23 protein-coding genes, 1 tRNA gene and 1 pseudogene are annotated in these 25,199 nt (G+C 69.9%); 10 read left to right on the top strand and 15 right to left on the bottom strand.

The genetic code is table 11. From position 1 onward, the window contains the following. Positions 1-8 precede the first annotated feature (8 nt). Positions 9-1,550 carry an FAD-dependent oxidoreductase gene (locus WFH32_RS10955; RefSeq protein ID WP_336707409.1) on the bottom strand — a complete coding sequence of 514 codons (1,542 nt, stop codon included), beginning with the start codon at positions 1,548-1,550 and terminating at the stop codon, positions 9-11. A gap of 8 nt (positions 1,551-1,558) precedes the next feature. Further along, on the bottom strand, positions 1,559-3,358 hold the full coding sequence (gene ctaD, locus WFH32_RS10950) for an aa3-type cytochrome oxidase subunit I (protein ID WP_336707408.1): 1,800 nt from the start codon (positions 3,356-3,358) through the stop codon (positions 1,559-1,561). A 446-nt stretch (positions 3,359-3,804) separates the two neighbouring features. On the opposite strand from ctaD, the gene WFH32_RS10945 reads away from it, so the two are divergent. The 3 genes and pseudogenes from WFH32_RS10945 (at position 3,805) to WFH32_RS10935 (ending at position 5,908) form a co-directional block, all read left to right on the top strand. Then, positions 3,805-4,467 (top strand): PAS and ANTAR domain-containing protein, encoded by a 663-nt coding sequence (locus tag WFH32_RS10945; RefSeq protein ID WP_336707407.1) that lies wholly within the window; start codon positions 3,805-3,807, stop codon positions 4,465-4,467. 232 nt (positions 4,468-4,699) lie between these two features. Further along, positions 4,700-4,872 (top strand): annotated as a pseudogene (locus WFH32_RS10940) (CsbD family protein). A gap of 91 nt (positions 4,873-4,963) precedes the next feature. Next, positions 4,964-5,908, top strand: coding sequence for an SDR family oxidoreductase (locus WFH32_RS10935; RefSeq protein WP_336707406.1), 945 nt, complete (start codon positions 4,964-4,966; stop codon positions 5,906-5,908). A gap of 87 nt (positions 5,909-5,995) precedes the next feature. Here WFH32_RS10935 and WFH32_RS10930 read toward each other — a convergent pair whose 3' ends face one another. The 6 genes from WFH32_RS10930 to WFH32_RS10905 form a co-directional block, all read right to left on the bottom strand. Continuing rightward, complete coding sequence (locus WFH32_RS10930; protein WP_336707405.1) at positions 5,996-6,670, bottom strand: DUF6766 family protein; 675 nt, start codon at positions 6,668-6,670, stop codon at positions 5,996-5,998. 93 nt (positions 6,671-6,763) lie between these two features. Beyond that, positions 6,764-7,216: a hypothetical protein gene (locus tag WFH32_RS10925; RefSeq protein ID WP_336707404.1), complete on the bottom strand. Its 453-nt coding sequence runs from the start codon at positions 7,214-7,216 to the stop codon at positions 6,764-6,766. A gap of 293 nt (positions 7,217-7,509) precedes the next feature. After that, a complete protein-coding gene (locus WFH32_RS10920) occupies positions 7,510-9,207 on the bottom strand; it encodes a SpoIIE family protein phosphatase (RefSeq protein ID WP_336707403.1) in 1,698 nt (565 codons plus the stop codon). 94 nt (positions 9,208-9,301) lie between these two features. After that, a complete protein-coding gene (locus WFH32_RS10915; RefSeq protein ID WP_336707401.1) occupies positions 9,302-9,988 on the bottom strand; it encodes an HAD family hydrolase in 687 nt (228 codons plus the stop codon). Between the two features lie 319 nt (positions 9,989-10,307). Beyond that, complete coding sequence (locus WFH32_RS10910) at positions 10,308-11,009, bottom strand: GAF and ANTAR domain-containing protein (protein ID WP_336707400.1); 702 nt, start codon at positions 11,007-11,009, stop codon at positions 10,308-10,310. After that, complete coding sequence (locus tag WFH32_RS10905; protein ID WP_336707399.1) at positions 11,006-11,746, bottom strand: GAF and ANTAR domain-containing protein; 741 nt, start codon at positions 11,744-11,746, stop codon at positions 11,006-11,008. Before WFH32_RS10905 ends, WFH32_RS10910 begins: the two co-directional genes overlap by 4 nt. Positions 11,747-12,007: 261 nt before the next feature. Here WFH32_RS10905 and WFH32_RS10900 point away from each other — a divergent pair, with 261 nt between their 5' ends. Next, positions 12,008-12,226: a DUF6098 family protein gene (locus tag WFH32_RS10900; RefSeq protein WP_336707398.1), complete on the top strand. Its 219-nt coding sequence runs from the start codon at positions 12,008-12,010 to the stop codon at positions 12,224-12,226. Positions 12,227-12,362: 136 nt separating this feature from the next. Here WFH32_RS10900 and WFH32_RS10895 read toward each other — a convergent pair whose 3' ends face one another. The 3 genes from WFH32_RS10895 to WFH32_RS10885 form a co-directional block, all read right to left on the bottom strand. Next, entirely contained in the window at positions 12,363-12,620 is a 258-nt protein-coding gene (locus WFH32_RS10895; RefSeq protein ID WP_336706192.1) for an acyl carrier protein, read from the bottom strand. Between the two features lie 37 nt (positions 12,621-12,657). Further along, entirely contained in the window at positions 12,658-12,855 is a 198-nt protein-coding gene (locus tag WFH32_RS10890; RefSeq protein ID WP_336707397.1) for a hypothetical protein, read from the bottom strand. A gap of 216 nt (positions 12,856-13,071) precedes the next feature. After that, positions 13,072-13,145 (bottom strand) — tRNA-Leu (locus WFH32_RS10885). A 120-nt stretch (positions 13,146-13,265) separates the two neighbouring features. Between WFH32_RS10885 and WFH32_RS10880 the strand changes: the two genes are divergently transcribed. Continuing rightward, on the top strand, positions 13,266-13,964 hold the full coding sequence (locus tag WFH32_RS10880; protein ID WP_138824538.1) for an ANTAR domain-containing response regulator: 699 nt from the start codon (positions 13,266-13,268) through the stop codon (positions 13,962-13,964). A gap of 219 nt (positions 13,965-14,183) precedes the next feature. Continuing rightward, positions 14,184-14,852, top strand: coding sequence for a GNAT family N-acetyltransferase (locus WFH32_RS10875; RefSeq protein WP_191796823.1), 669 nt, complete (start codon positions 14,184-14,186; stop codon positions 14,850-14,852). 106 nt (positions 14,853-14,958) lie between these two features. Here the strand turns inward: WFH32_RS10875 and WFH32_RS10870 are convergent, their stop codons facing one another. Next, positions 14,959-15,405: a hotdog fold thioesterase gene (locus tag WFH32_RS10870; RefSeq protein ID WP_336707396.1), complete on the bottom strand. Its 447-nt coding sequence runs from the start codon at positions 15,403-15,405 to the stop codon at positions 14,959-14,961. A 67-nt stretch (positions 15,406-15,472) separates the two neighbouring features. Between WFH32_RS10870 and polA the strand changes: the two genes are divergently transcribed. Continuing rightward, complete coding sequence (polA, locus tag WFH32_RS10865) at positions 15,473-18,103, top strand: DNA polymerase I (RefSeq protein ID WP_442946330.1); 2,631 nt, start codon at positions 15,473-15,475, stop codon at positions 18,101-18,103. Between the two features lie 56 nt (positions 18,104-18,159). Here the strand turns inward: polA and WFH32_RS10860 are convergent, their stop codons facing one another. After that, a complete protein-coding gene (locus WFH32_RS10860) occupies positions 18,160-18,375 on the bottom strand; it encodes a hypothetical protein (RefSeq protein ID WP_336707394.1) in 216 nt (71 codons plus the stop codon). A 180-nt stretch (positions 18,376-18,555) separates the two neighbouring features. Then, positions 18,556-19,365, bottom strand: a complete 810-nt coding sequence (locus WFH32_RS10855) for a class I SAM-dependent methyltransferase (protein ID WP_191796827.1) — start codon at positions 19,363-19,365, stop codon at positions 18,556-18,558. Between the two features lie 131 nt (positions 19,366-19,496). Here WFH32_RS10855 and WFH32_RS10850 point away from each other — a divergent pair, with 131 nt between their 5' ends. From WFH32_RS10850 to WFH32_RS10840, 3 genes are all read left to right on the top strand, one after another. Then, complete coding sequence (locus tag WFH32_RS10850) at positions 19,497-20,522, top strand: 6-phosphofructokinase (RefSeq protein ID WP_191796828.1); 1,026 nt, start codon at positions 19,497-19,499, stop codon at positions 20,520-20,522. Between the two features lie 445 nt (positions 20,523-20,967). Then, positions 20,968-22,437 carry a 30S ribosomal protein S1 gene (gene rpsA / locus WFH32_RS10845; protein WP_138824533.1) on the top strand — a complete coding sequence of 490 codons (1,470 nt, stop codon included), beginning with the start codon at positions 20,968-20,970 and terminating at the stop codon, positions 22,435-22,437. A 143-nt stretch (positions 22,438-22,580) separates the two neighbouring features. Next, positions 22,581-23,174 (top strand): NUDIX hydrolase, encoded by a 594-nt coding sequence (locus tag WFH32_RS10840; RefSeq protein WP_336707391.1) that lies wholly within the window; start codon positions 22,581-22,583, stop codon positions 23,172-23,174. Between the two features lie 11 nt (positions 23,175-23,185). On the opposite strand, the gene WFH32_RS10835 is transcribed toward WFH32_RS10840, so the two are convergent. Next, complete coding sequence (locus WFH32_RS10835; protein WP_336707390.1) at positions 23,186-25,132, bottom strand: ABC transporter ATP-binding protein; 1,947 nt, start codon at positions 25,130-25,132, stop codon at positions 23,186-23,188. Positions 25,133-25,199 lie beyond the last annotated feature (67 nt).

The raw sequence follows: 25,199 nt of genomic DNA, 5'->3' as shown, positions 1-25,199 counted from the left end.
TGCCCCGGTCAGGCGTCGCGCAGGCCGCGAGTGGCGGGTCCTTCGATCACCTGGCCGTCCGGGGTGAACCGCGAGCCGTGCAGCCCGCAGTCCCACGAGCGTTCGGCGTCGTTCCACCGGACGACGCCCCCGAGGTGCGGACAGACCGCCGAGAGGGTGTGGGTCGTCCCCTCGACCGTGCAGCGCGCTGTCGGTCGCGCGCCGAGGTGCGTGACGCGTCCCTGGCCTTCGGCGGGTGAGCCCCCGTTCCCGGCAGGGCGCAGAGCCTGCCACCACTGCGAGCCGAGGTCCCTCGCGACGCCGACGTTGAGCTCGAGGGCTCGGGCCGCGCCGCGTGCCTGGTGGCTCGACCACGGGTCGAACACGTCGGCCCACCCCGGAGGGCGGCCGACGATGCGTCCGGTGAGAGCCAGTGCGGCCGCGGTCGCGTTGGTCAGTCCCCACTTGTCGAAGCCGGTGGCGATCAGGACCCGCCCGTCCCCAGGGGCCACGCCACCCACGAGAGGGAGCCCGGCGACCGGCCGATAGTCCTGCGCCGACCAGGCGTGCGTCCGCCGGGCGCCGGGGAACCACTGCCCGGTCCACGCGTCGAGAGCGCGGAGGCGTCCCACGGTGTCCTGCTCTCGCCCGACGACGTGGCCCTCGCCGCCCACGAGGAGCTGGACGTCGCCGCCGGGAGACCGAGCGGTCCTGAGCGACCGGACGTTCTGGCCTGCGGAGACGTACATGCCCTCGGGCAGCGGTCCGGGCACGGAGTACGACACCAGGTATGAGCGCAGCGGCTCGAGGCGCGCGAAGAACCCGCCGCGCCGCCCGAGCGGAGTTCCTGTCGCCAGGACGACGCAGGAAGCACGCACCTGCCCGCGGTCGGTCCGCACGGTGACGCTTCGCCTGCCGGTCCGGCGGACGGAGAGCACCCGGGAACGCTCGAACACAGGGACGTCGTGAGCGTCCAGCTCGTCGAGCAGGGTGTCCACGAGCTGGAGGGGGTCGATCTGCGCCTGCCCCGCCAGGCGCAGGCCGACGCGGTGGGGGAACGGCAGCTCGGGGACGTCGTCGAGCGTCGCGTCGAGCCCCAGCCGGCGGCTGAGCTCGTGCTCGCGCACGACCTCCGCCCGCTCCTGGTCGTCGAGGGCGACGGTGACGGCGTCGCGCGGCTCCCAGCCCAGCCGGGCGCTGGACGACAAGGCCTCCAACCAGTCCATCCCCTGAGCGTTCGCCGCCGCGTAGCATCGCAGGACAGCAGGCGGATGCAGCTCGGCGATGCGCGCATACCTCGTCCCTTGCAGAAGGCTGACCTTGCCGGTGGTGCGGCCCGTGGTGCCGGATCCGGTCGTCAGGGCCTCCAGGACGACGGCGCGGACGCCATGACGCGTGAGCTCCACGGCCGTGGCCAGGCCTGTGAGCCCGCCGCCGACGATCACCACGTCGGCCTGGATGCTCGACGACAGGGCGGGGCGGGGGAGACGGTCCCGCGGGGCGGCCGCCTCCCAGAGGGAGGGCGCCCGCCCCGAGGGGACGGGGGAGGGCGGTTGAGGTGCAGTGGACATGGCTCGCCTCAGAGCTCCTCGTCCTGGACGTCGGCGCTCGTCGAGTCCTCGCGCGGCTGGCTGGTGTGGCGGCGGGCGCGAGCCTGGGTCTCCTCGCCGCGCCGGTCGGCGTCGCCGTAGACCTGGTCCAGCGGACCCGGATCGGCGTCGACCTCCTCTATCGCGACCACCTCGGGGTGGTGCAGGTCGAAGGCAGGTGCCTCGGAGCGGATCCGGGGCAGCGACGTGAAGTTGTGCCGCGGCGGCGGGCAGGACGTGGCCCACTCGAGGGACCGGCCGTAGCCCCAGGGGTCGTCCACGGTGACGTGAGGCGCGTTGCGCCAGGTCGTGTAGACGTTCCACAGGAACGGCAGGGTCGAGGCGGCGAGGATGAACGCGCCGACGGTCGAGACCTGGTGCATCCAGGTGAACCCCTCCTCCGGCATGTAGTCCGCGTACCGGCGCGGCATGCCCGCCACGCCCAGCCAGTGGTGGATCAGGAAGGTCGTATGGAAGCCGATGAAGAGCAACCAGAAGTGGATCTTGCCGAGCTTCTCGTCGAGCATGCGTCCGGTGAACTTGGGCCACCAGAAGTAGAACCCGGCGAACATCGCGAACACGACGGTGCCGAAGACCACGTAGTGGAAGTGCGCCACGACGAAGTAGGTGTCGGTGACGTGCCAGTCCATCGCGGGACTGGACAGGACGATCCCCGTCAGCCCGCCGAACAGGAACGTGACGAGGAAGCCGATCGACCAGAGCATGGGCGTCTCGAACGTGAGCCTGCCGCGCCACATCGTGCCGATCCAGTTGAAGAACTTCACACCGGTCGGGACCGCGATGAGCATCGTCATGAACGCGAAGAACGGCAGCAGGACCGCTCCGGTCGCATACATGTGGTGCGCCCACACCGTCATCGACAGGGCGGCGATCGCGATCGTCGCGAACACGATGCCCTTGTAACCGAACAGGGGCTTGCGGCTGAAGACCGGCAGGATCTCCGAGACGATGCCGAAGAACGGCAGCGCGATCACGTAGACCTCAGGGTGGCCGAAGAACCAGAACAGGTGCTGCCAGAGCAGCGCCCCGCCGTTCTCGGGGTTGTAGATCTGGGCACCGAGTCGGCGGTCTGCGGCGAGCCCGAACAGAGCCGCCGCGAGGACGGGGAAGGCCATCAGCACGAGGAGACTCGTGACGAGCGTGTTCCAGGTGAAGACGGGCATGCGGAACATCGTCATGCCCGGAGCGCGCATCGTGACGATCGTCGTGACGAAGTTGACGGCCCCCAGGATGGTCCCGAACCCCGCCATGGCCAGGCCCAGCACCCACAGGTCACCTCCAGGGCCAGGAGTGAACGTGGTCGTGGAGAGCGGCGTGTAGGCGAACCATCCGAACGACGCGGCCCCCTGGGGCGTGAGGAAGCCTGCCGAGGCGATGAGCCCTCCGAACAGGAACAGCCAGAACGAGAGCATGTTCAGTCGTGGGAAGGCGACGTCAGGTGCGCCGATCTGCAGCGGCATGATCGCGTTGGCGAACCCGGCGAACAGGGGAGTGGCGAACAGCAGCATCATGATGGTGCCGTGCATCGTGAAGAGCTGGTTGTACTGCTCCTTGCTCTGCACGATCTGGATGCCGGGCTCGAAGAGCTCGGCACGGATCACGAGGGCCATGAGGCCACCGATGCAGAAGAAGATTAACGACGCGACCTGGTACATGTATCCGATCGTCTTGTGATCGGTCGACGTCACCCACGACACGACGGACCGCAGTGCTGAGCGTCGAGGAGCGGGACGCGCCGGAGTGGCGCGGCGGGCTTCCGTGTTCACCATCGACGGAACCTCCGGGCAGTGCCGCGCGTCGGTGCGCGGCAGGTCGGACGGCGCTGTTCTCGGCCAGACTTCGACCGTAGCGCACGCTGCCTTGCCTCGCGCCTACCGGGCGGCCGCACGCTCTCCCGCCCCGGCCGGGTCGGTCTTCCGTCGCCGAACCTCCCGCGGGTCGATGCTTCGGTGCAGGCGCATCCCGGCCGTGACGCCTGGTGCGCCCCGGGAGAACACGCCGACGCCTCGTCGTCGCCCCGGGCCAGCCCGCCACGCGGGGCGTGGGCAGCGGGCCGACCTCCGCACTCCTCACGCAGAGGCGTGGGCGGTGGGGGACTTGTCTTCCGGAAGCTGCCTTGCTCTGGAGGAACCATCGCATTGCGCGTACGGTCGATGGCACAGAACGAGTCAGGCAGTCGGCTCACGCGTCCTTGAAACTGAGGAGTCGTCCCGTCATGTCCATCGAAGACCGCGCCCCCTCGGCGCCCCCAGCAGCGCCTGAACATCACACCACGACACGCCAGCCAGCCACGGGGCAGTGGCGCTACGACCTGGCCACCGAGCGGTGGTGGTGGTCACCAGAGACCTACCGCATGCACGGCTTTGAGCCACATGAGGTCGTACCGACCACGGACCTGGTCCTGGCGCACAAGCACCCCGCGGACCGGGAGCGGTTCCGCCGCATCCTGGAGATCGCGAAGGTCACCGGGGACCCGTTCCACAGCGTGCACCGCATCATGAACGCTCTCGGTCACGAACGTGTCGTGGTCCTGGTCGGGCAAGGACGCCGGGATCCTGAGACTGGCACGGTCGTCGAGCTGATGGGCTATTTCATCGATGCCACCGCCCCGGTGGCTCAGCGCGCCGAAGTCATGGCAGGTGATCACATCCGGACGTCGGCCGCGCACCGCGGGGTGATCGAACAGGCCAAGGGAGTCTTGTCGGTGACGCACGGCCTGACGATCGACGAGGCCTTCGAGCTGCTGCGCGCCACGTCCAACAAGCACAACGTTCCCGTGCGAGACCTCGCGTCCCGCCTGATCAACCTCGGACACATCCTGCCCCTCGACGAACACCGCCGACACTGCATCGACGAGTTCTTGCGCAACCCTCGCTAGGGGAGCATCCGCCGCTTCTTCGACGGGCGAGCGGTGTGAACGTCGGCGCCGGATCGGGGTGCGAGACGTGAAACCTACCCCGGCACCGACAAGCCGCCTGCTTGCGTAAGCGTGCATGTTCTGGCAGATCCCCTGCAGCTGCGAGCGCGTCGCCAGAAGCCGCCTGGAAGGGGATGCAAGTGGTTCACGAGCGTGCGTACGGTGGAAGGACCGACCACGAAGGGAGCGCACGATGGGACTCGATGACAAGGTCGAGCACGATGCCCAGGATACGAGGGCAAGCTGAAGGAAGGTGCCGGTAAGGCCACGGGAAGCGACAAGCTGGAGGCCGAAGGCAAGGTCGATCAGACCAAGGCCGACGTGAAGAAGGCTGGCGAGGACGTCAAGGACGCCTTCACGGGCTGACCTCGAGACGTGACGCCGAACATGCAGCCCAGCATTGAGGGGCTGCATGCGGCGTGTCTTGCGAAGAGACCTGGAGAGGAACGAGACATTCATGACTGAAACTCATGACCCGCACCAGGAATCGGCGGTCGCGCAGGCGGCTCGGAAGGACCAGCTGGTCTTTCAGGACCCCGTCGAGCGGTATCCGGCGATCGAGCCCCCGAAGCGGCAGCAGAGCGAGCCCGGACTGGACGCCGACCTCGACCCGCCCGCGGACATCGGCGAGCACTCCTATCGCGGGACCGGACGCCTGGAGGGACGCAGGGCCTTGGTCACCGGCGGAGACTCCGGCATCGGGGCGGCCGTGGCCGTCGCCTTCGCGCGGGAGGGTGCTGACGTCGCGATCTCGTATCTGCCCGCGGAGGAGGAAGACGCGCAGCACGTGGTGTCCCTCATCGAAGGCTGCGGGCGCAGGGCGGTCGCTCTCCCGGGTGACCTGACCGACGACCGGTACACGGCCGAGCTGGTGCCCCAGGCTCTGGCGGCCCTGGGCAGGCTGGACATCCTGGTCAACAACGCCGGCAAGCAGGTCGCCGTGGAGTCCCTCGAAGACCTCTCGGACGAGCAGGTGACTGAGACCTTCACGGTCAACATCCAGGCGATGGTCCGCATCACCCGCGAGGCCGTGCGGCACATGCCCCCGGGATCGGCCGTCATCAACACCACGTCCATCCAGGCATACGCCCCTTCTCCGACCCTGCTCGACTACGCCTCGACCAAGGCGGCCATCAACGCGTTCACCAAGGGGCTCGCCCAGCAGCTCGCGCCCCGGGGCATCCGTGTCAACGCGGTCGCCCCGGGTCCCATCTGGACGCCTCTGCAGCCCGCGCACGGTCAGCCGGTGGACGCGCTGCCCCAGTTCGGGAAGCAGACGCCCTTGGGGCGTGCCGGGCAACCGACAGAGCTCGCGCCGGCCTACGTCTTCCTGGCGTCCAGCGAGTCGAGCTACGTCCTGGGGGAGACCTTGAACGTCAACGGAGGGATGCCCACGCCCTGACGAGCGGACGGCGCTCCGAGGCGTCGGCGTCGCAGTGGTGCCGGCATCGGCGTCGCGGGACGCCGATGCCGGCCTGGAGGGTGTGTGTCAGCCTTCGACACCGGTAGCGGTGTGTGGGGTTCCGACGGGCTTGGACTCGGGAGAGCCGCGCTCGCGCAGGTAGATCGAGAAGGCGACCATGCACGCGACCGCGAGGAACTCGGACTGCCAGTTCTGCAGGGTCCGGCTCCAGAAGTCGGGAAGGGTCAGGTACTCACCCCACGTGACCGGGTCTTCGAGGTCCCGCATCGCCCCTTCGTTGTACGTCACCGACCCCGCGATCGACTGGGCGAGCCAGCTCAGGAGGAAGATCGCGCCCATGACGAGGCTCAGCGAACGGGAGTAGAGCGCGAGCCGCCAGCCGCGGACCCGCGCCCACGGCGGGGACTGCGGTGTCGAGAACTCGGTGACGTGCTGGTCCTCGTCGGACTCCCGCCCTGCCTGGTCGAGGGGTTTGGACTCCGGGGAGCCCCTCTGGACGAACCACACGGTCGCGAGGATGTAGAGCAGGAACTGGAGGAACTCCGACTGCCAGTTCTCGGTCACGTCCACCGCGAACGCCGACGTCGTCACGTACTGTGCGAGCGTGATCGGGTCGAGGCCCGCCGAGAGCTGCTCCTGGTTGTAGAGCGCGACCCCGAACACGGCCTGTCCCGCGAGGGCGAGCACGAAGATCGTGACGAACACGAGGGTGAGCCCGTTGTTCCGCAGACCTGTCGGCATCCGCGCGCTCATCGCTGGAGCAGCCCGATCGTGATGAATGCAGCCAGGAGAAGGAGCACCCCACCCAGCAGACCGATGAACGCCACTCTCATGTCAGTCTCCTTCCAGCTCACAGTCGTAAGGGCGGTCGGGACGCGGAGCGCAAGCGGCGGCCGTGATGAGCCAGGAATCTCCCGAGACGGCGAGGAACGTCACGTGGCCTCCGGCGACGACCTGTGCCTGTCGGCCGGCAAGGGTCACCGAGGGGGCGCTGGTGTCCTGGGCAACCGCCGCCACGGAACGAAGGACGAGCCCGGTCTCGCCTTCCCCGAGTGCCTCGACGCAGGGCGCCCCGGTCTCTTCCTCAAGAGCCTCGCGTGCGGCTGGTGCCAGCAGCTCGCAAGCGCCCACCAGGTCGTCGGCCGCGACCGCGTCGAAGAACTCGCGGGACGCCACGACGGCGTCCTCGCCGCTGGGCGCTGCGCCACAACCAGCCAGCAGACAGATCGTCACCATGGCGCCGACCGCAGATGCGCGGAGATGGTGTGCCTTCGAGCTCGATGTCATGCTCGGACGCTATCGGCAGAGTGCGGGACCTGCCCGACGACCAGTCTCCGGTGTCGACGACCTGCTGGCGGCCTCGTCGATCACGCTGCCGGCGAGTCGCGCGACCGGGCAAACCTCGACCCCGGTCCGGGCCGCTTCCCGGGCTTCGGTTCGCTCACCGACGCGGTGACGGGACCGGTGGGTGTTCCGCGGTGCCGATACGCCGACCGGCCGGTCGGGGTTCTACCCGACGACGACATCAAACCGGCTCGGCCGCAGTCTCCCTGTGCTGCGCTCGCTGCGGTGGGCCCGAATCAGGTGTCGCTATCCGGACCGGTGCGCATGGCGAGGATCGCGACGTCGTCGTCGCCCGCCTCGGGGAGAAGCTTGGACAGAACCGTCTTGACGATCTCGTCGGGCGAGAGGGCATGCGTGCCGTGCAGGGCGTTCGCAAGTTCGCACAGGTCGTCGCGGATGCTGCGGTCTCGGCGCTCGACGAGTCCGTCGGTGTAGAGCACGAGGGTGTCGTTGATGTGCATCTCTACGGTGTGGTCGTGCCTGGTGGCGGTGGGAACGAGGCCGAGCGGGAGGTCGTTACGGACGGACAGCGTCTCGACGGTGCCGTCCGCGCGCACGAGCATCGGGGGCAGGTGACCGGCACTGGACCACCGCACTGTCCGAACCTGGCGCCCTCGCTCGTCTACGGTCTGCTCGATGCGCGCAACGATGGCGGTCGCTATGGCTCTGGTGCCGAGATCGAGTCCGTGGATCGCTGCGTCCACGCGCTCGAGCACGCGGGCGGGGGACTGCCCACGGTCGTAGCCGATGGCGCGAACGAGACCACGCAGCTGCCCCATGGTCGCCGCAGCCACCATGTCGTGACCCACCACATCACCGATGACGACCGTGGTGGCACCCTCCGAGGTGACGTATGCGTCGTACCAGTCACCGCCGATGTCCCGCTCGAGGGCCGCTGGCTGGTAGTGCACGGCGACCTCGAGAAAGTCCGGCTCGGGCGGGTCTGTGAGGACCGCCCGTTGCAGCTCGAGGGCGACCTCCCGGACGCGGGCGGCCTCTTCCTCGGAGCGCTGGGCGCGCTGACGGAGCGCGTCGATCGTGGTCCGCAGCCGTACGGCGTCACGCAGTGCAGCCCCGATCGTCGAGGCGAGTCCTGTCAGGTAACGGATGTAGTCGCGGTCCCAGGGGCGTCCGGTGGTCGCCTGCAGGACGAGGACACCCGCGAGCCCGCCCGCGGCCGGGTTGCGCAGCGGCTTGACGACCGTGGCGGCGAGGACCTCGCGCTGTCCGGTCGCGAGAGCACGCTCCACGAGCTCGATCTCGCTGTCACCGCCTGCTTCACCGGTCTCCAGAAGCAGGTGGGGAACGGCCTCCGGAGCGTAGAAGGCTGCGCGTGAAATGTCCGCACTGCCTGAGAGCACCTCGATGATGGGTTGGGCGAACGCGAGCAGGTCCGTGAACGTGGTGGGCAGCGCGGCGTGCAGCTCGCCGATCGTGATGAGCCGTCGCTGGTTCACGACCTCTTCGGTGGTCTCGGTCACGATGTCGAGCACGCCGGCGATCTGGCCGTCGTCGTCGTGCAGCGGGCTGTAGGAGAAGGTGAAGTAGGTCTCCTCGTGGAAGCCGGACCGGTGCATGGTCAGCGGCATGTTCTCGCTCCAGGTCGCCTGCCCAGTGCCCAGCACCTTCTCGAACAGGGGACTGATGTCGTCCCATATCTCTGGCCACACTTCGCGGACGGGGGCGCCGAGCGCCTGAGGGTGCTTGTCCGTGCCGAGCAGGTCACGGTAGCCGTCGTTGTAGATGAGGGTGAGGTCTGGGCCCCAGACGACCAGGACCGGGAAGCGCGTCGAGAAGCACATGCGCACCGCATGGCGCAGGCTCTGCGGCCAGCCCTGAGATGGGCCGAGAGGTGTTGTCTGCCAGTCGACCTCGAGAACCTGGCGTCCCAGGGCGCTGGATGCTGTCGCCTCGGCGAGCCATTGATCGTCCATCAGCGAGATCTTAGAGGAACGGCCGTTCTCCGCGTGGGAGGCGGCTCACCCGGCAAGCGCTTCAGAGGGGACGCGGCCGGTCACGAACGAGCCGTCAGCGCCATGCCCGGGCAAGAGGACTGTCGTCCAGGTCGTCCAGGAGGGCAGTGATGTCCTCGTAGACGGCGAGCGCGCCGGCGTCCCGCAGCTCGTCGGCGCCAATGCCGCCGGTGCGAACGGCGACGCATTCGATGCCGGCGCGCCGGGCGGCGATCACATCCCAGACTGCGTCGCCAAGCATGATGGTCCGCTCCGGAGCAGTCCCCGCCCGCTCGAGCGCCGTGTGGACCAGCTCGGGGTCGGGCTTGGCTGTCGTCACGTCCTTCGAGGATGTGATCGCGAACAGGTGCTCGTCGATGTCGAGGGTGGCGCGCAGGCGCTCGAGCTCGGCGGGCGCCGCGGAGGTCGCGAGCACCGGGCGCGCCCCTCGTCGGGCGATCTCGACCACGAGCTCTCGAGCGCCACGGAGAGGGCGCACGCGGCCTGCGACGTCCAGGTAGAGAGCTTCGTGGTAGTCGCTGACCTGATCTCGGAGCCGCTCAGCCTCGTCGTCGCCGACCAGGGAGGCGACGAGCTGGGGCGAGCCCATGCCGATCGCGCGATGCACCCGCCACGCTTGCACGCGTACACCGACGAGCGCGAAGGCGCGCATCCACGCGTCGACATGCAGGTACGTGGAGTCCACGAGCGTCCCGTCAGCGTCCAGCAGGACCGAGCCTTGCTCAGTAGCGGTGTCGGCCATATCGCTCCCTTGGGGCGGTTGCACGGACGGCCCCCTATTGTCTGCCTGACGCACCGCTGGCCGCGACCGGGCCTCCGCGCTCTGCAGGGAGAAGGGCGCGGGTGACGACTTCGCCGACACCGTCCGCAGGCCCCGAGCCCCCTTGCCACAGGTGGATCGGCTCGTGATCCGGCTGGGCACGACCGCGGTCATGGCGGGGGGGCTCCGTCCAGCCACTACGGCTACCAGGAGAGCCTCTCGACCGGAGCCCTTCGGCAAGGAGGTCGGCGAGGTTTGCGACCTCGCTCGGTCCGCATCGCCGTGGTGGCACGCAGCAGCTCTACTTTCCTCTGTGCGCTACCTGGATCGCGTCGAGGGCGACATCCGTCAACGGTTGGAAGGTCTGTCCACTGCGGCGTACGAGCTCGTCGTAGGCACCGGCCATGTCGAGCCCGAGCTGATAGGCCAGGACGCCCTTGGCCTGTTCGATGACCACACGGCCCTCGAGCGCTCGCCGGAGACTGGCCAGGAGGTCGACTTCCTCGAAGCGCTGCGGTTGGACGATGACAAGCGCGGCGACGTCCGCGAACGACTGCGCGAGCTGACGACTGTCGTCGTCGAGCGGTCGGGGTTCGGAGATGAACAGGTTGAGTCCGCCGATCGTGCGAGCGTGCCAGCGCAACGGGAACGCAAACACCGCGCGGAACCCCGCATCGACGATCTCTTCGCCGACCTTGGGCCACGTGCCCTTGATCTCGTCCTCACCGATCGCCTCGACGGGCTTCCCAGCGCGCACGACGTCGACGCACGGCCCCTCGTCGCGCTGGGCCTGATAGACCTCGAGCTCGTTCGTCCGGTGAGACGTCGCGCTCAACACCTCGAGCATGAGCGTCTCGTCCAGGACCAGGAGTCCGGCTGCGTCGGCCGGGACGAAGCGCGCACTGTCCTGCACGAGCTGGGCGAGCAGACCCGTGACGTCGTGGTCCTGCAGCAGGGCCGAGGTCACGGCGGCCAGCGCCTGGGCGGACGTGCGCGGGATCATGTCTCCTCGTTTCCGGGCGTCTCGTGCGAGACGATCCCGTCGGACCGGTCGTCACGGCGAGCGAAGTTCAGGTCGCCGGAGACTACGTCGTCGGCGACCTGGTCGAGCGTCTGTGAACGGGCGAAGGCCGTTGCCCGCAGCAAGGCCAGGGCATCTTCAGGAGCGACCTGGAGCTGAGCGATGACGATGCCGGTGGCTTGATGCACGCGGGCGCGCTCGGGCCAGGTGGGGAACGACAGGGCATTGACCGAGGCGGGGTCCCCCAGGAGTGCGGCACCCACGGCGTCGGCGAGGAACTGCGCGTCCTCGATACCGTGCGCCAACTGCCCGCGGGCCCGGTACAGGGTAAGGACGCCGATGGTCTGTCCCGCCGGGCGCATCGGTATAGCGAACAACGTGACGGGCCCTGTCACGTGCTCGGCGAGCTCGCTGAAGACCGGGAAACGAGCGCTGTCCACCCCGTCGATCACCTCGATCACGGTCCGTCCCTCGCTGTAGGCGACCTGGCCCGGTCCCTCTCCCAAGACCTCCTGCAGATCCTCGAACCGGGCGGAGACTCCGTCGGACGTGCTGACCGTCAGCCGCTCCGGGGTAGTCGACGACAGCGTCAGGGCGCCGCCGTCAGCAGCCAGGATCTCCACGCACGCCCGGCAGAGCCTGACCGCGAGCGGTGCTGTGGCATCGCCGCCCGCGAGCGAGCGGGCCAACAGGCCCAACATCGTCGATCGACCGTCCATCCCACCCGCCCTCCTGTCCTCTAGGTCCAGTCTGCCACCGAGTCGCGCGCGTATGATGGTCCGCTCCTTGACTGCCGTCGCACCCCGCGCGGGCCAACCCGCAGCGAGCCGACGTCGGCGCTCTCCACGCTGGGGGGATGAAGGGGACTTGCCACTCAGAAGACGCTCTGCACTGGAGAAGCGGGGCTCGTGGGTACGGTCGATGGCACGAACGAGTCAGGCAGGCGGCTCACCGGTCCTTGGAACGCCAGGAACTGGCCGGTGCCGCACTGGGTGGCGCGGCAGCTGCATCAGGACGTCCACCTCGCCGAAGGGGACCGATATGCCTGGGAGCTCACGGGCGTGGTCGTGGGCCGCGGGCCGGACTGCGAACCGCTGCTCGTGTCGGTCAGGCCGTTCGCACGCCTGACCGACCAGGTCGTCGACGTGGCTGCCCGCCTCTACCGACAGGCCTTCGTCGTCGGCGACGACGGTACCTGACCGTCAGCCAGGAGACCGTGGATGCCGTCGTGGGTGGTGGCGAGGGTGGGCGGCTCGTCCGCACAAGACGTCCCGCGCACCTGTCACGTTCGCTCTCGCGTCCTGGCTCTCGTCACCACCCCGACGGGTCCTGGGATCAGCCCCCGCTGCCCTGCTGGGGTGAGGTGGCCGAGGTGCCGTGCTGGGTGAGGTCGGCGAGGAACTCGTGGCAGCGCTGGGCGCGCTCGGAGTCCTGTGCCATCACGGACTCGAAGAAGTCCGCGATCTCGTCCTTGCCGGCGTTGCGGGCATCACGCACGTACTGGCCGTAGTCGTGGCCCGCCTTGAGCGAGTGGTACTGCACCGAGATCAGGTCGAACGTGACGTCGTCGAACCCGGTTTCTCCAGTCGCCATGCTTCGTCTCCCTTCAATGATCCGCCGCAGCGGCTTCTCAGTCGTCGAACCCCGTGGGGTCGTCGCCGACCTGCGGCTCGTCCTCGGCACCCTGGCTGCGGGGGTTGAGGCCCTCGGGGGCGGCGTCCTGGTCCTCGAAGTCCTCGAGGTCAGAGGTGCCCTCGTCGGTGCGGGGGTTGAGGCTGTCCGGGTCGACGTCGGGGTCGACCTCGGGGTCGTACGGTTCGGTGCTCATCGCGGCTCCTGTCGTCGCGTGCCCCGCAGAAGCTCGCCGCCTCCTGGACGAGCGGGTGCGGAGCATCTCCGACGCTAGGCGGGTCGGGCGGCACTCGCACGGGATGCGTACCACGGCCGAGGTTCGGGACAGACGCGCTTGCGTCGACCAGCGCTGATCTCGCCCGAGAAGCGACGATGCAGGCCAGGCGCCAACGCGCTGACCTGCATCTTGGGGTGCCCCGGGTGGGATTCGAACCCACACTGGATCGGGTTTGAGCCGAACGCCTCTGCCGGTTGGGCTACCGGGGCACGGGCCGTCAGGGGATCACGAGGAGTCCGCTGCGGTGCGTGGACCATCGAACCACAGAACCGGGACGAAACGAGAATCACACCCCAGGTGCAGGGCGATCGAGGGGTTCTCCCACTACGATGAGGGACGTGAGTGACGACAACGCGCAGCCCGATGCCACGGCACCGCTCGACCTGCCCCCCCTGATCCAGCCCGAACCGAGCGTTGAGCCCGAGGCCCCCGCTGCGCCGTCGGGCGGTCGCCCCGCCCGCCGTGCCGTCGTCGCGGAGGACGAGGCGCTGATCCGCATGGACGTCGTCGAGACGCTCCGCGAGGCGGGCTTCGACGTCGTCGGCGAGGCGGGCGACGGTGAGACCGCGGTCAAGCTCGCGCTGGAGCTCAAGCCCGACGTCGTCGTGATGGACGTCAAGATGCCCGAGCTCGACGGCATCTCGGCGGCCGAGCGGATCGGCAAGGCGCACGTCGCCCCCGTGGTGCTCCTGACGGCGTTCTCGCAGACCGAGCTGGTCGAGCGTGCCCGCGACGCCGGCGCGATGGCGTACGTCGTCAAGCCCTTCAGCCCCGCCGACCTGCTGCCGGCCGTGGAGATCGCGATCTCCCGCTACTCGCAGATCAGCGCGCTCGAGGCCGAGGTCGCGGACCTGGCCGAGCGGTTCGAGACCCGCAAGCGCGTCGACCGCGCCAAGGGCCTCCTCATGACCAAGATGGGCCTCTCCGAGCCCGAGTCCTTCCGCTGGATCCAGAAGACGTCTATGGACCGTCGCCTGACCATGCGAGAGGTCGCGGACGCCGTCATCGAGCAGGTCGGCGGCGCCTGATCCGGTGCGGCACGGCGTGAATCGGGTCGTGAACAGCCTCTTTGTTCGGGACGCTCAAGAAGGCTATCGTCATGGACAGGTGTCCAGGACGACGAGTTCGACGATCCGGACTCCCACGAAGCATCAGTCGATCGATGACCGGGGGCGCTCGTCGGTGGCAGATAGCTCTGCTGCCGCCGGGGTGCTCCGCGGTCGGAGGATCCTACGAGGAGGTTCCACGTGCGTGCAGCAGTAGTGGTCAGGCCTGCGGTCGGCGACGACCTCCCTGGTGTCGCTGCACTCTGTGCCGAGGCGCGCCGCGAGTCCGCGGCCGGCCCTCAGGTCTGCCTCTCGGACGAGTCCAAGCTGGTCCGCCAGCTCCGAGTCCTCCTGTCGGTCCCCGGCGGTACGGCGCTCGTCGCCTTCCACGACGACGTCCCGGTCGGCTTCCTCCTCGCCCGTGTGCTCGACCCGCACCTCTTCAACGACGAGCCGAGCCTGTACATCGAGGCGCTCTACGTGTCGCAGGACGCACGGCGCCGCGGGGTGGGGCACGCACTGCTCACGGCCACCGCCGACCTCGCGGCCGAGCACGGCGCGATCGACGTCTTCTCGGTACCGATCCCGGGCTCCCGGGGCGTGCAGCGCTTCCTCGCGCGGCTCGGCTTCGCGCCAGCCGCCGGGCACCGCGTCGTCTCGACGTCGGTGCTCCAGCGCCGTCTCGCCGCTGACTCGGGAACCCTGCGTCGGGGCGCCCGCAGCCTGGAGGACCTCATCGCGCGCCGCCGCAAGGCGCGGACCGACGGTCAGACGGGTCCCGTCGACCTCCGGGCCTTCCAGGACGACTACCGTCGCGAGGCTGCCGCCGGTCTCGACGTTCCGCTCGTGAGCGAGCCCGCGGTCCGCTGACCCCGATCCACGCGAAGGGCCCGGCTCGTCCTACGAGCCGGGCCCTTCGCCGTCGGGGCGTCGCCGGCGCAGGAGACCCCAGGCCGCTGAGCGTCCGTGAGGTGGCTCAGCGCCCGTCGAGCACCATGCACGTCAGGCGTGCGGTGCACACGCGGCGGTCCTCGTCGTCGACGACGACGATCTCGTAGCTCGCGGTGGTGCGCCCGAGATGGAGCGCGGTCGCGACGCCGTGCACCGCGCCCGAACGCACCCCGCGGTGGTGTGTGGCGTTGATCTCGATACCCACGGCCGCGCGGCCCTCGCCCGCATGGATCTGGGCCGCGATCGAGCCCAGCGTCTCGGCGAGCACGACCGACGCGCCGCCGTGCAGCAGCCCCGCGGGCTGGGTGTTCCCGGTGACCGGCATGCTGCCGGTCACGCGGTGGGGGGCGACGTCGTCGAGCGTGATGCCCATGCGCTCGATGAGGGTGCCCACGGTGCTCGCACGCAGCGCCTCGAGCGCCGCGTCGTCGGGGGAGGTGGTCGGGCTCTCGGCTCCGTACGTGTCAGTCATAGCGGATAGGTTTGCACTCGTGACCACCACTGCGCGACCTCGCCTCCTGCTGATCGACGGACACTCGATGGCCTACCGGGCCTACTTCGCCCTGCCGGTCGAGAAGTTCTCGACGACCACCGGTCAGTCGACGAACGCCGTCTACGGGTTCGTCTCGATGCTGACGAACCTGCTGCGCGACGAGAAGCCGACGCACGTCGCGGTCGCGTTCGACGCGGGGCGCGCGTCGTTCCGCACCGAGGTCCTGCCGACGTACAAGGGCACGCGCGACGCCAGCCCCGAGCCCTTCAAGGGCCAGGTCCCGCTCATCAAGGACATCCTCGAGACGCTCAACATCCCCGTCCTGCAGAAGGAGAACTTCGAGGCGGACGACATCTTCGCGACCCTCGCGACGCAGGCCGCGGCCGTGGGCATGGAGGTCCTGATCTGCTCGGGGGACCGCGACTCGTTCCAGCTCGTCCGGGACGACGTCACGGTGCTCTACCCGAAGGTCGGTGTCTCGACGCTCGCGCGCATGACGCCGGACGCGGTGCTCGACAAGTACGGCGTCCCGCCCGAGCGCTACCCGGACCTCGCGGCCCTGGTGGGGGAGACGAGCGACAACCTGCCGGGCATCCCGGGCGTGGGCCCCAAGACGGCCGCCAAGTGGATCAACGCGTACGACGGCCTGGACGGCGTGCTGGCCTCGGCCGACAAGATCACGGGCAAGGCGGGGGAGAACCTGCGGGCCAATCTCGACCAGGTGCGCCTGAACCGGCAGCTCAACGCCCTGCTGACGGACATGGAGCTCCCGCTCGGCCCGGACGACCTGCTGGCCCAGCCGTGGGACCGCGAGGCCATGCACCGTGTGTTCGACGCCCTGGAGTTCACGGCCCTGCGCGAGCGCTTGTTCGCGCTCGCCCCGGAGGGGGAGGAGGACGTCGAGGAGGGCTTCGACGTCTCGCTCGCGACGCTCGGGCAGGGCGAGCTCGGCGGCTGGCTCACGGCCCGCAAGGAGCGCCCCGTGGGCCTCGTGGTCGCGGGCAAGGCCGCCCCGGTCGGCGGTGACGCGTGGTCGCTCGCGGTGGCGGACGACGGCGCCGCGGCCGTCGCCGTGGACCTCGCCGACGTCGCGGTCGTCGACGAGCAGGCCTTGTCGGCGTGGCTCGCGGACGCCGACGCACCCAAGGTGGTCCACGGCGCCAAGGCGACCTGGCACGAGCTCGCCGCTCGCGGCTTCGACCTGCAGGGGGTCGTGTTCGACACCGAGCTAGCGGCCTACCTGTGCCACCCCGACCAGCGCGGCTACGACCTGGGGGACCTCGCGATCCGGCACCTCAAGCGTGAGCTGCGCGTCGAGGAGGTCGACGAGCCCCAGGGGGCGCTCGACCTGTCGCTCGACGGCTCGGGCGAGGACAAGCGGGACGCCGTGCGGGCCACCGGCGTCCTCGACCTCTCGGAGGTGCTGGTGGGGGAGCTGCGCGACCGGGGCGCGGCCCACCTGCTCAAGGACCTCGAGCTCCCGCTCGTCGACGTGCTCGCCCGCATGGAGGCGCGCGGCATCGCCGCGGACGTCGAGTACCTCACCGAGCTCGAGAAGCACTTCGGCGAGCTCGTGGCGGCCGCCGCCTCCGAGGCCTACGACGTGATCGGCCGCGAGGTGAACCTGGGCTCGCCCAAGCAGCTCCAGGAGGTCCTGTTCGACCAGCTGGGCATGCCCAAGACCAAGAAGATCAAGACCGGCTACACCACGGACGCCGCGGCCCTGGCGGACCTGTTCGCCAAGACCGGCCACCCGTTCCTCGAGCACCTGCTCGCGCACCGCGACGCCACGCGCCTGCGCCAGACGGTCGAGGGCCTGCTCAAGTCGGTCGCACCTGACGGACGCATCCACACGACGTTCCAGCAGACCATCGCGGCGACGGGGCGGCTGAGCTCGACCGACCCGAACCTCCAGAACATCCCCATCCGCACCGAGGCCGGCCGACGGATCCGCCGGGCGTTCGTGGTCGGCGAGGGCTACGAGACGCTGCTGACGGCGGACTACAGCCAGATCGAGATGCGCATCATGGCGCACCTGTCGGGCGACGAAGGGCTCATCGAGGCGTTCCGCTCGGGCGAGGACCTGCACAGCTACGTGGGCTCGCGCGTGTTCGACGTCCCGACGGACCAGGTCACCCCGGCCATGCGCTCCAAGATCAAGGCCATGTCCTACGGCCTGGCGTACGGCCTGTCCTCGTTCGGCCTCTCGCAGCAGCTCAACATCTCCGTCGGGGAGGCAGCGGGCCTCATGGAGGACTACTTCAAGCGTTTCGGCGGCGTGCGCGACTATCTCACGGGAGTCGTCGACGAGGCCAGGGTCACGGGCTACACCGCGACGATCCTGGGTCGTCGGCGCTACCTGCCCGACCTCACGAGCGACAACCGCCAGCGCCGCGACATGGCCGAGCGCATGGCGCTCAACGCCCCCATCCAGGGCAGCGCGGCCGACATCATCAAGGTCGCCATGCTGGGGGTCCAGCGCGCGCTCGACGAGCAGGACCTGCGCTCGCGCCTGCTCCTCCAGGTGCACGACGAGCTCGTGGTCGAGGTCGCCCCGGGAGAGCGGGACGCCGTCGAGGAGCTCCTGCGCCGTGAGATGGGCGCCGCAGCCGACCTCTACGTGCCCCTGGACGTCTCGGTGGGGGCAGGACGCACCTGGCACGACGCGGGCCACTGAGTCGCGGCCAGGTGCCGGGCGGGTGCGCGAGCCCCCGCCCGGCGCCCGGTCGATGCTCATGACCGGGCGAAGCGCGATCCGCCGTACTTCTTGTGGACGGCCTGGCGGCTGACCCCGAGGATCGTCGCGATCGCGGCCCAGGAGATGCCCCGGGAACGTGCGCGCCGGACCACGAGCGTCTCGCGCCGGTCGGCCTCGTGCCGCAGGTCGCGGAGGGCCGCGAGGGCGTGCAGCGGGTCGTCGTCGTCGGCCGCGCGGACGAGCGTCGTCATGTCGGGCTCCTTCATCGGGTGTCCTCCGGTCGGGTGGTACGCGCCACCCTGTCAACATACGTTGACGCCTCCACGAGTGTCAACCCATGGTGACATTCACCGTGCCGGGCGTGAGCAGCGCGCGCCGACGCCCGCCGCGGGCGTCCGCGCCGTCGACCAGGGACGGTCGGCCCGGTGGCCTCAGGACGCCCGGCGCGTCCGGAAGATCGCCGTGCCCGGCAGGTACGCGCCCCGGACCGGCCCCCATCCGCCCCAGACCTCCTGGTTGTCGACGGGCCACTCGGGCTCGACCACGTCCTCGACCACGAGACCGGCGCCCACGACCTCGCGCACATGGTCGCCGAACGTGCGGTGGTACTCGGCGTAGGTCACGCGTCCGGCCGTGTCGGTCTCGACGTAGGGGCGCCGGTCGAAGTACGAGCGGTTCGCCGTGAGCCCGTGCTCGCTCGGGTCGTCGGGGAACGCCCAGCGCGAGGGGTGCGTCACCGAGAACACCCATGCCCCGCCGGGGCGCAGGACGCGAGCGGCCTCCCGGTGGATCGCCGCGGCGTCGGGCACGAAGGGGATGGCGCCGAACGACGTGAACGCGACGTCGAAGCTCCCGTCGGCGAACGGGAGCCTGCGCGCGTCGGCCTGGACGAGCGGCACGGCGACGCCCGTCGCGGCGTTGAGCCGCGCCCCCGTGGCGAGCATGCCGCCCGACACGTCGGTCGCGACCACCTCGACGCCGCGCGACGCGAGCCAGCGCGAGCACTGTGCCGCGCCGGCGCCGACCTCGAGCACGCGGCGGCCGTCGAGGTCGCCCAGCAGGTGCGCCTCGGACTCGCGCAGCCCCTCGGGGCACCAGCAGAAGTCGACCGCGCCGAGGAAGTCCCCGTGCTCGTCGAGGTACTCCTCGGCGTTGGCGTCCCACCACGTGCGGCTCGCGGCCCCACCCTGCTCAGCGGGCACGTCGCGGTACCCGACCGACCCGATCGTCTCATCCGTCATGCATCCATCGTCTCGCGAGGAGGGTCGTTCCGCGGTATCGCCCCAGGTGATCGATAGGGTGGGGGCTGGTCGGTCGAGCGATGGCGCTGGTCCGCCTTCCGACGATCACTCATCACGAGACGAGGTTCGAGTTGCGCATCGGTCTGCTCACAGGTGGCGGGGACTGCCCCGGTTTGAACGCGGCCATCAGGGCCGTCGTCAAGCAGGGGATGGGCGAGTACGGACACACCATCATCGGGTTCCGCAACGGCTGGAAGGGCGTCGTCGACGGCGACATCCTCCCGCTCGGGCGCCAGGACATCCGTAACGTGCTGCCCGTCGGGGGAACGCTCCTGGGGACAGCCCGCTTCCACCCCCACGCCTCCGACGGCGGGATCGACGCGGTCCTCGCGACGGTCGAGGCCGAGCGTCTCGACGCCATGATCTGCATCGGTGGCGACGGCACGCTGCACGCTGCGAGCAAGGTCGCGGACGCGGGTGTCAACATCGTCGCGATCCCCAAGACGATCGACAACGACGTGGAGGGGACCGACCTGTCGATCGGCTTCCACACTGCCGTCAACATCGCGACCGAGGCGATCGACCGCGTCCACACGACCGCGGAGAGCCACAACCGCGTCATGGTCGTCGAGGTGATGGGGCGCCACGCGGGCTGGATCGCCGTGAACGCCGGCATCGCCGGTGGTGCCGAGGTCGTGCTCGCCCCCGAGGACCCGTTCGACATGGACGCCATCGAGAAGTTCCTGCGTCACCGCCACCGTGCGCACGCCAACTTCTCGATCGTGGTCGTCGCGGAGGGAGCCGTGCCGCGCGAGGGCAGCAGCATGAACTTCACGCAGGAGCTCGGCAAGTACGGCGAGATCATCGCGGGGTCGATCGGTGAGCGCGTCTCGGCCGAGATCGCCAGGCGCACCGGGTTCGACACACGCCTGACCGTCCTCGGGCACGTCCAGCGCGGCGGGGAGCCGACCCCCACGGACCGCATCCTCGGCAGCCGGTTCGGCGTGGCCGCGGTCGACGCGATCTCGCGGGGCGAGTCGAAGGTCATGACGGCGCTGCGCGGGGAGAGCGTCGTGCTCGTCCCGCTCGACGAGATCGCCGGCAAGGTCAAGCACGTTCCCGCCGAGCTGCTGCGGGTCGCGCACGCCCTGTCCTGACCCTCGTCGCCGCCTCGGCGGCGGATGTGCGACGGGGGCCCCGGGGGGGCCCCCGCGGGCCGCGCCCGGGCCCGCCCCCCCCCGCGGGGGGGGCCCGCGGGGGGTGGGCGGGGGGCGGGGGGGGGCCCCGGGGGGGCCCCGCCCCGCGTCCATGCTCCAGGCAGGGATCGGCACCGGGGGCGGCGGTCGGGCGGGCTTCGATGCGGCGAGCGGGTGAGAGCGCGTGCACCGGTCCGGCTCCCTTTGACCGCGTCGCCTTTCCGTCGATAAGATGTCTGACGGTGCAGTGCGCCTACCGCCCTACCCCCTGCCTGAGACGTGACGCGTCCGTCGTGTTCGTCGTGGCGGGGCCGTTCCGTGCTCGGAGCGGAGGTCACCGGTGGTGACCACCACAGCAGCATCCCTATCCGAACTACTTCCTGTCCGCATCGGAGCATCGAACTCAATGACCATCTCCACCCCCGCGAAGTCCGCACCTCAGGTTGCCATCAACGACATCGGCACCGAAGAGGACTTCCTTGCCGCCATCGACGCCACCATCAAGTACTTCAATGACGGTGACATCGTCGAAGGCACGATCGTCAAGGTCGACCGTGACGAGGTTCTCCTCGACATCGGCTACAAGACCGAGGGCGTCATCCCCTCCCGCGAGCTGTCCATCAAGCACGACGTGGACCCCGGGGACGTCGTCAAGGTCGGTGACGCAGTCGAGGCCCTCGTCCTCCAGAAGGAGGACAAGGAAGGTCGCCTGATCCTCTCCAAGAAGCGCGCTCAGTACGAGCGTGCCTGGGGCACGATCGAGAAGATCAAGGAAGAGGACGGCGTCGTCACCGGCACCGTCATCGAGGTCGTCAAGGGCGGCCTCATCCTCGACATCGGCCTGCGCGGCTTCCTGCCCGCGTCGCTGGTGGAGATGCGCCGCGTCCGCGACCTCCAGCCGTACGTCGGCAAGGAGATCGAGGCGAAGATCATCGAGCTCGACAAGAACCGCAACAACGTCGTCCTGTCGCGTCGTGCGTGGCTCGAGCAGACGCAGTCCGAGGTTCGCTCGACCTTCCTGCAGACCCTGCAGAAGGGCCAGGTGCGCCCCGGTGTCGTCTCCTCGATCGTCAACTTCGGTGCGTTCGTGGACCTCGGCGGCGTCGACGGTCTGGTGCACGTCTCCGAGCTGTCCTGGAAGCACATCGACCACCCCTCCGAGGTCGTCGAGGTGGGCCAGGAGGTCACGGTCGAGGTCCTGGACGTCGACTTCGACCGCGAGCGCGTCTCCCTGTCGCTGAAGGCGACGCAGGAGGACCCGTGGCAGACCTTCGCCCGTACGCACGCCATCGGTCAGGTCGTGCCGGGCAAGGTCACGAAGCTCGTTCCGTTCGGTGCGTTCGTTCGCGTCGAGGACGGCATCGAGGGTCTCGTGCACATCTCCGAGCTGGCTGTCCGCCACGTCGAGCTGCCCGAGCAGGTCGTCAACGTCGGTGACGAGGTCTTCGTCAAGGTCATCGACATCGACCTCGAGCGTCGCCGCATCTCGCTGTCGCTCAAGCAGGCCAACGAGGGCGTGGACCCGGAGTCGGACGACTTCGACCCCGCGCTGTACGGCATGGCTGCCGAGTACGACGAGCAGGGGAACTACAAGTACCCCGAGGGCTTCGACCCCGAGACCAACGAGTGGCTCGAGGGCTTCGAGTCGCAGCGCGAGACGTGGGAGTCGCAGTACGCGAAGGCTCACGAGCGCTGGGAGGCTCACCGCAAGCAGGTCGCCGAGGCTCTCAAGGCCGACGACGAGGCTGCCACCTCGGGCGAGTCCGCGAGCTCCGCTGCCACCTACTCCTCGACCCCGGTCCAGGAGGAGGCTGCCGGCACGCTGGCTTCCGACGAGGCGCTCGCCGCTCTGCGCGAGAAGCTCACCGGTAACTGATCTCCTCCTGGCCTCACGGCCAGGGTGATGTCATGACGAGGCCCGCCACCTTCGGGTGGCGGGCCTTCGTCGTCCCCGGGACCGGCTCCTACCCGTCGAGGGCAAGGGCGAGGAGTGCCGGGGCTGGCCCCTAGGCTGTGACGATGCAGTGGACCACCGAGAGCACCCGCACCGCCTACGAGAACCCGTGGATCAGGGTGCGGGAGGACCGCGTGACCCGGCCTGACGGTGCGCCGGGCATCTACGGGGTCGTCGAGCTGCGATGGCCCGCGGTCTTCGTCGTGGCCCTCACGGACGCCGACGAGGTGGTGCTCGTGACGCAGCACCGCTACACCACCGACACGCTCTCGATCGAGGTCCCGGCCGGGGCGAGCGACGGTGAGGAGCCCGTCGTCGCGGCCCAGCGGGAGCTCCTCGAGGAGACGGGGCTCCGCGCCCGGGAGTGGACACGGGTCGGTGGTATGGACGCTCTCATCGGAGTCGCAAACGCCCCCGAGCACGTGTTCGTGGCTCGGGGGCTGACGGGGACGCTGAACCGGCGGGGGGCCAGCGGGAGCGATGCGCCGGGCCGCGCGGTGCGGGGGCTGTCGTCGAGCCAGGCCGAGGAGGGCATCTCGCGTGTCGAGGCCGTGCCGTTCGCCGAGGCGTTGGCGATGATCTCGGCCGGGACCATCCGCGACGGGGAGACCATCGCGGCCCTCGCTCTCGCCGGGCTGTGGCTGGGCCGCTTCGCCTGACCAGGAGCGAGTCAGACCGCGACGCTCTCCTCGGCGTCCTGGGGCCCGCGCGCCTCGTCGGACGGGCTCGCCGTGTCGCCCGTCGCGAACTGCGTCCGGTAGAGCTCGGCGTAGAGACCACCGAGCCGCAGGAGGTCGGCGTGGGTGCCTGTCGCCACGACGCGCCCCTGGTCGAGCACGACGATCATGTCGGCCTGGCGGATCGTGGACAGCCGGTGGGCGATGACGAGGGACGTCCGACCGTCGAGAGCGGCGTCCAGCGCGAGCTGGACCGCCGCCTCCGACTCGGAGTCGAGGTGCGCGGTCGCCTCGTCGAGGACGACGAGGGCCGGCGCCTTGAGGAACAGGCGCGCGATCGCGAGCCGCTGACGTTCGCCTCCCGAGAGCCGATAGCCACGGTCGCCGACCACGGTCTCGAGGCCGGCGGGCAGGGACTCGACGAGATCGGCGACGTGCGCCTGGCGTAGCGCCGTCCAGAGCTCGGCGTCCGTGGCGTCCGGCCTCGCGTAGCGCAGGTTGCCGGCGATCGTGTCGTGGAAGAGATGGGCCTCCTGGGAGACGACGCCCACGGTGTCCTGCAGCGAGCGCTGGGTGACCTCGCGCAGGTCGCGCCCGGCGATGCGCACGGCGCCGCCCGTGGGGTCGTACATCCGCGTGACGAGCTGGGAGATCGTGGTCTTGCCCGCACCGGAGGGGCCCACGACCGCGACCATCGCACCAGCGGGGACGTCGAACGAGACGTCCGTCAGGGTGTCGCTGGTCGGGTCCGAGCTCACGGTCGCGACGGCCTCGAGCGAGGCGAGCGAGACGTCGGCGGCGCCGGGATAGCGGAAGGTGACGTGCTCGAGGGCGAGGGTCGCGCCGTGGCGAGCGACGTCGTCGGACAGGTCGCGCGCGTCCGGCGCGTCGGTGACCGACGGCTCGAGGTCGAGGACCTCGAGGACGCGCTCGAAGCTCACGAGCGCGGTCATGACGTCCACCTGGACGTTCGACAGCGCGGTGAGGGGCCCGTAGAGGCGGGCGAGGTAGGCCGTGAGGGCGACGACGACGCCGACCGTGAGCGTGCCGCGGATGGCCATGACGCCGCCGAGCCCGTAGACGATCGCGACGGCGACCGAGGCGACCGTCGTGAGCGCGACGCGGAACACGGTCGCGTACATGGCCGAGGTCACGCCGATGTCGCGCACACGGCCGGCCTGCTCGGCGTACGTCGCCGACTCCTGCTCGGGACGGCCGAAGATCTTGACCAGGTGCGCGCCCGCGACGTTGAAGCGCTCGTTCATCATCTGCGCGGCGTCGGCGTTGAGGGCGTAGCTCTCGCGCGTGATGCCGGCCAGCTTGCGGCCGACCCAGCGTGCGGGGAGCACGAACACGGGGAGCAGGGCGAGCGCGATGAGGGTCAGCTCCCAGGACATCGAGAGCATCGCGGCGAGCACGAACACGACCGTGAGCAGGTTCGAGAAGACGTTGGACAGCGTCGAGGTGAACGCCTGCTGGGCACCCAGGACGTCGCCGTTGAGGCGCTGGACGAGGGCACCCGTGCGCGTCCGGCTGAAGAAGGCGAGCGGCATGCGTTGCACGTGGTCGAAGACCGCGGTGCGCAGGTCGAAGATGAGTCCCTCGCCCACCCGGGCAGAGAACCAGCGCTCGCCGATGCTGAGCAGACCGGACACGAGCGCGATGCCGGCGACGACGAGCGAGATCTCGACGACGACGTCGACACGGCCGGCCGTGATGCCGTTGTCGATGAGCGACTTGAACAGGAGCGGGGTCACGGCGCCTGCCGCGGCGTTGAGGGCGATGAGCACGAGGAACACCGCGAGCTGCGCCTTGTAGGGGCGCGCGAAGGCGAGGATGCGTCGGACCGTGCCGCGGTGGAGCCGCTGCTTGGCCACGGACGAGTCCTGGCGGAAGGTGCGCATGCCGGAGCCGCCACCGAAGGACGAGGGGAAGGACATGGAGCCTCCTGGGGGTCGGAGGGGAGATCGGCGGAGGAGGGGCCTCGACGCCGTTAGTGAGCCTACC

Source organism: Oerskovia sp. USHLN155, assembly GCF_037145535.1.
Classification (GTDB): Bacteria; Actinomycetota; Actinomycetes; order Actinomycetales; family Cellulomonadaceae; genus Oerskovia; species Oerskovia rustica.
The sequence above is the reverse complement of the archived record's forward strand: the minus strand, read 5'-3'. Positions and strand labels throughout refer to the sequence as shown.

What these genes read in the sequence shown, in the direction of transcription:
- WFH32_RS10955 (WP_336707409.1), bottom strand. Translation starts at nt 1,550, where the DNA reads ATGTCCACTGCACCTCAACCGCCCTCCCCCGTCCCCTCGGGGCGGGCG.
- ctaD (WP_336707408.1), bottom strand. Translation starts at nt 3,358, where the DNA reads ATGGTGAACACGGAAGCCCGCCGCGCCACTCCGGCGCGTCCCGCTCCT.
- WFH32_RS10945 (WP_336707407.1), top strand. Translation starts at nt 3,805, where the DNA reads ATGTCCATCGAAGACCGCGCCCCCTCGGCGCCCCCAGCAGCGCCTGAA.
- WFH32_RS10935 (WP_336707406.1), top strand. Translation starts at nt 4,964, where the DNA reads ATGACTGAAACTCATGACCCGCACCAGGAATCGGCGGTCGCGCAGGCG.
- WFH32_RS10930 (WP_336707405.1), bottom strand. Translation starts at nt 6,670, where the DNA reads ATGCCGACAGGTCTGCGGAACAACGGGCTCACCCTCGTGTTCGTCACG.
- WFH32_RS10925 (WP_336707404.1), bottom strand. Translation starts at nt 7,216, where the DNA reads ATGACATCGAGCTCGAAGGCACACCATCTCCGCGCATCTGCGGTCGGC.
- WFH32_RS10920 (WP_336707403.1), bottom strand. Translation starts at nt 9,207, where the DNA reads ATGGACGATCAATGGCTCGCCGAGGCGACAGCATCCAGCGCCCTGGGA.
- WFH32_RS10915 (WP_336707401.1), bottom strand. Translation starts at nt 9,988, where the DNA reads ATGGCCGACACCGCTACTGAGCAAGGCTCGGTCCTGCTGGACGCTGAC.
- WFH32_RS10910 (WP_336707400.1), bottom strand. Translation starts at nt 11,009, where the DNA reads ATGATCCCGCGCACGTCCGCCCAGGCGCTGGCCGCCGTGACCTCGGCC.
- WFH32_RS10905 (WP_336707399.1), bottom strand. Translation starts at nt 11,746, where the DNA reads ATGGACGGTCGATCGACGATGTTGGGCCTGTTGGCCCGCTCGCTCGCG.
- WFH32_RS10895 (WP_336706192.1), bottom strand. Translation starts at nt 12,620, where the DNA reads ATGGCGACTGGAGAAACCGGGTTCGACGACGTCACGTTCGACCTGATC.
- WFH32_RS10890 (WP_336707397.1), bottom strand. Translation starts at nt 12,855, where the DNA reads ATGAGCACCGAACCGTACGACCCCGAGGTCGACCCCGACGTCGACCCG.
- WFH32_RS10880 (WP_138824538.1), top strand. Translation starts at nt 13,266, where the DNA reads ATGAGGGACGTGAGTGACGACAACGCGCAGCCCGATGCCACGGCACCG.
- WFH32_RS10870 (WP_336707396.1), bottom strand. Translation starts at nt 15,405, where the DNA reads ATGACTGACACGTACGGAGCCGAGAGCCCGACCACCTCCCCCGACGAC.
- polA (WP_442946330.1), top strand. Translation starts at nt 15,473, where the DNA reads ATGGCCTACCGGGCCTACTTCGCCCTGCCGGTCGAGAAGTTCTCGACG.
- WFH32_RS10860 (WP_336707394.1), bottom strand. Translation starts at nt 18,375, where the DNA reads ATGACGACGCTCGTCCGCGCGGCCGACGACGACGACCCGCTGCACGCC.
- WFH32_RS10855 (WP_191796827.1), bottom strand. Translation starts at nt 19,365, where the DNA reads ATGACGGATGAGACGATCGGGTCGGTCGGGTACCGCGACGTGCCCGCT.
- rpsA (WP_138824533.1), top strand. Translation starts at nt 20,968, where the DNA reads ATGACCATCTCCACCCCCGCGAAGTCCGCACCTCAGGTTGCCATCAAC.
- WFH32_RS10840 (WP_336707391.1), top strand. Translation starts at nt 22,581, where the DNA reads ATGCAGTGGACCACCGAGAGCACCCGCACCGCCTACGAGAACCCGTGG.
- WFH32_RS10835 (WP_336707390.1), bottom strand. Translation starts at nt 25,132, where the DNA reads ATGTCCTTCCCCTCGTCCTTCGGTGGCGGCTCCGGCATGCGCACCTTC.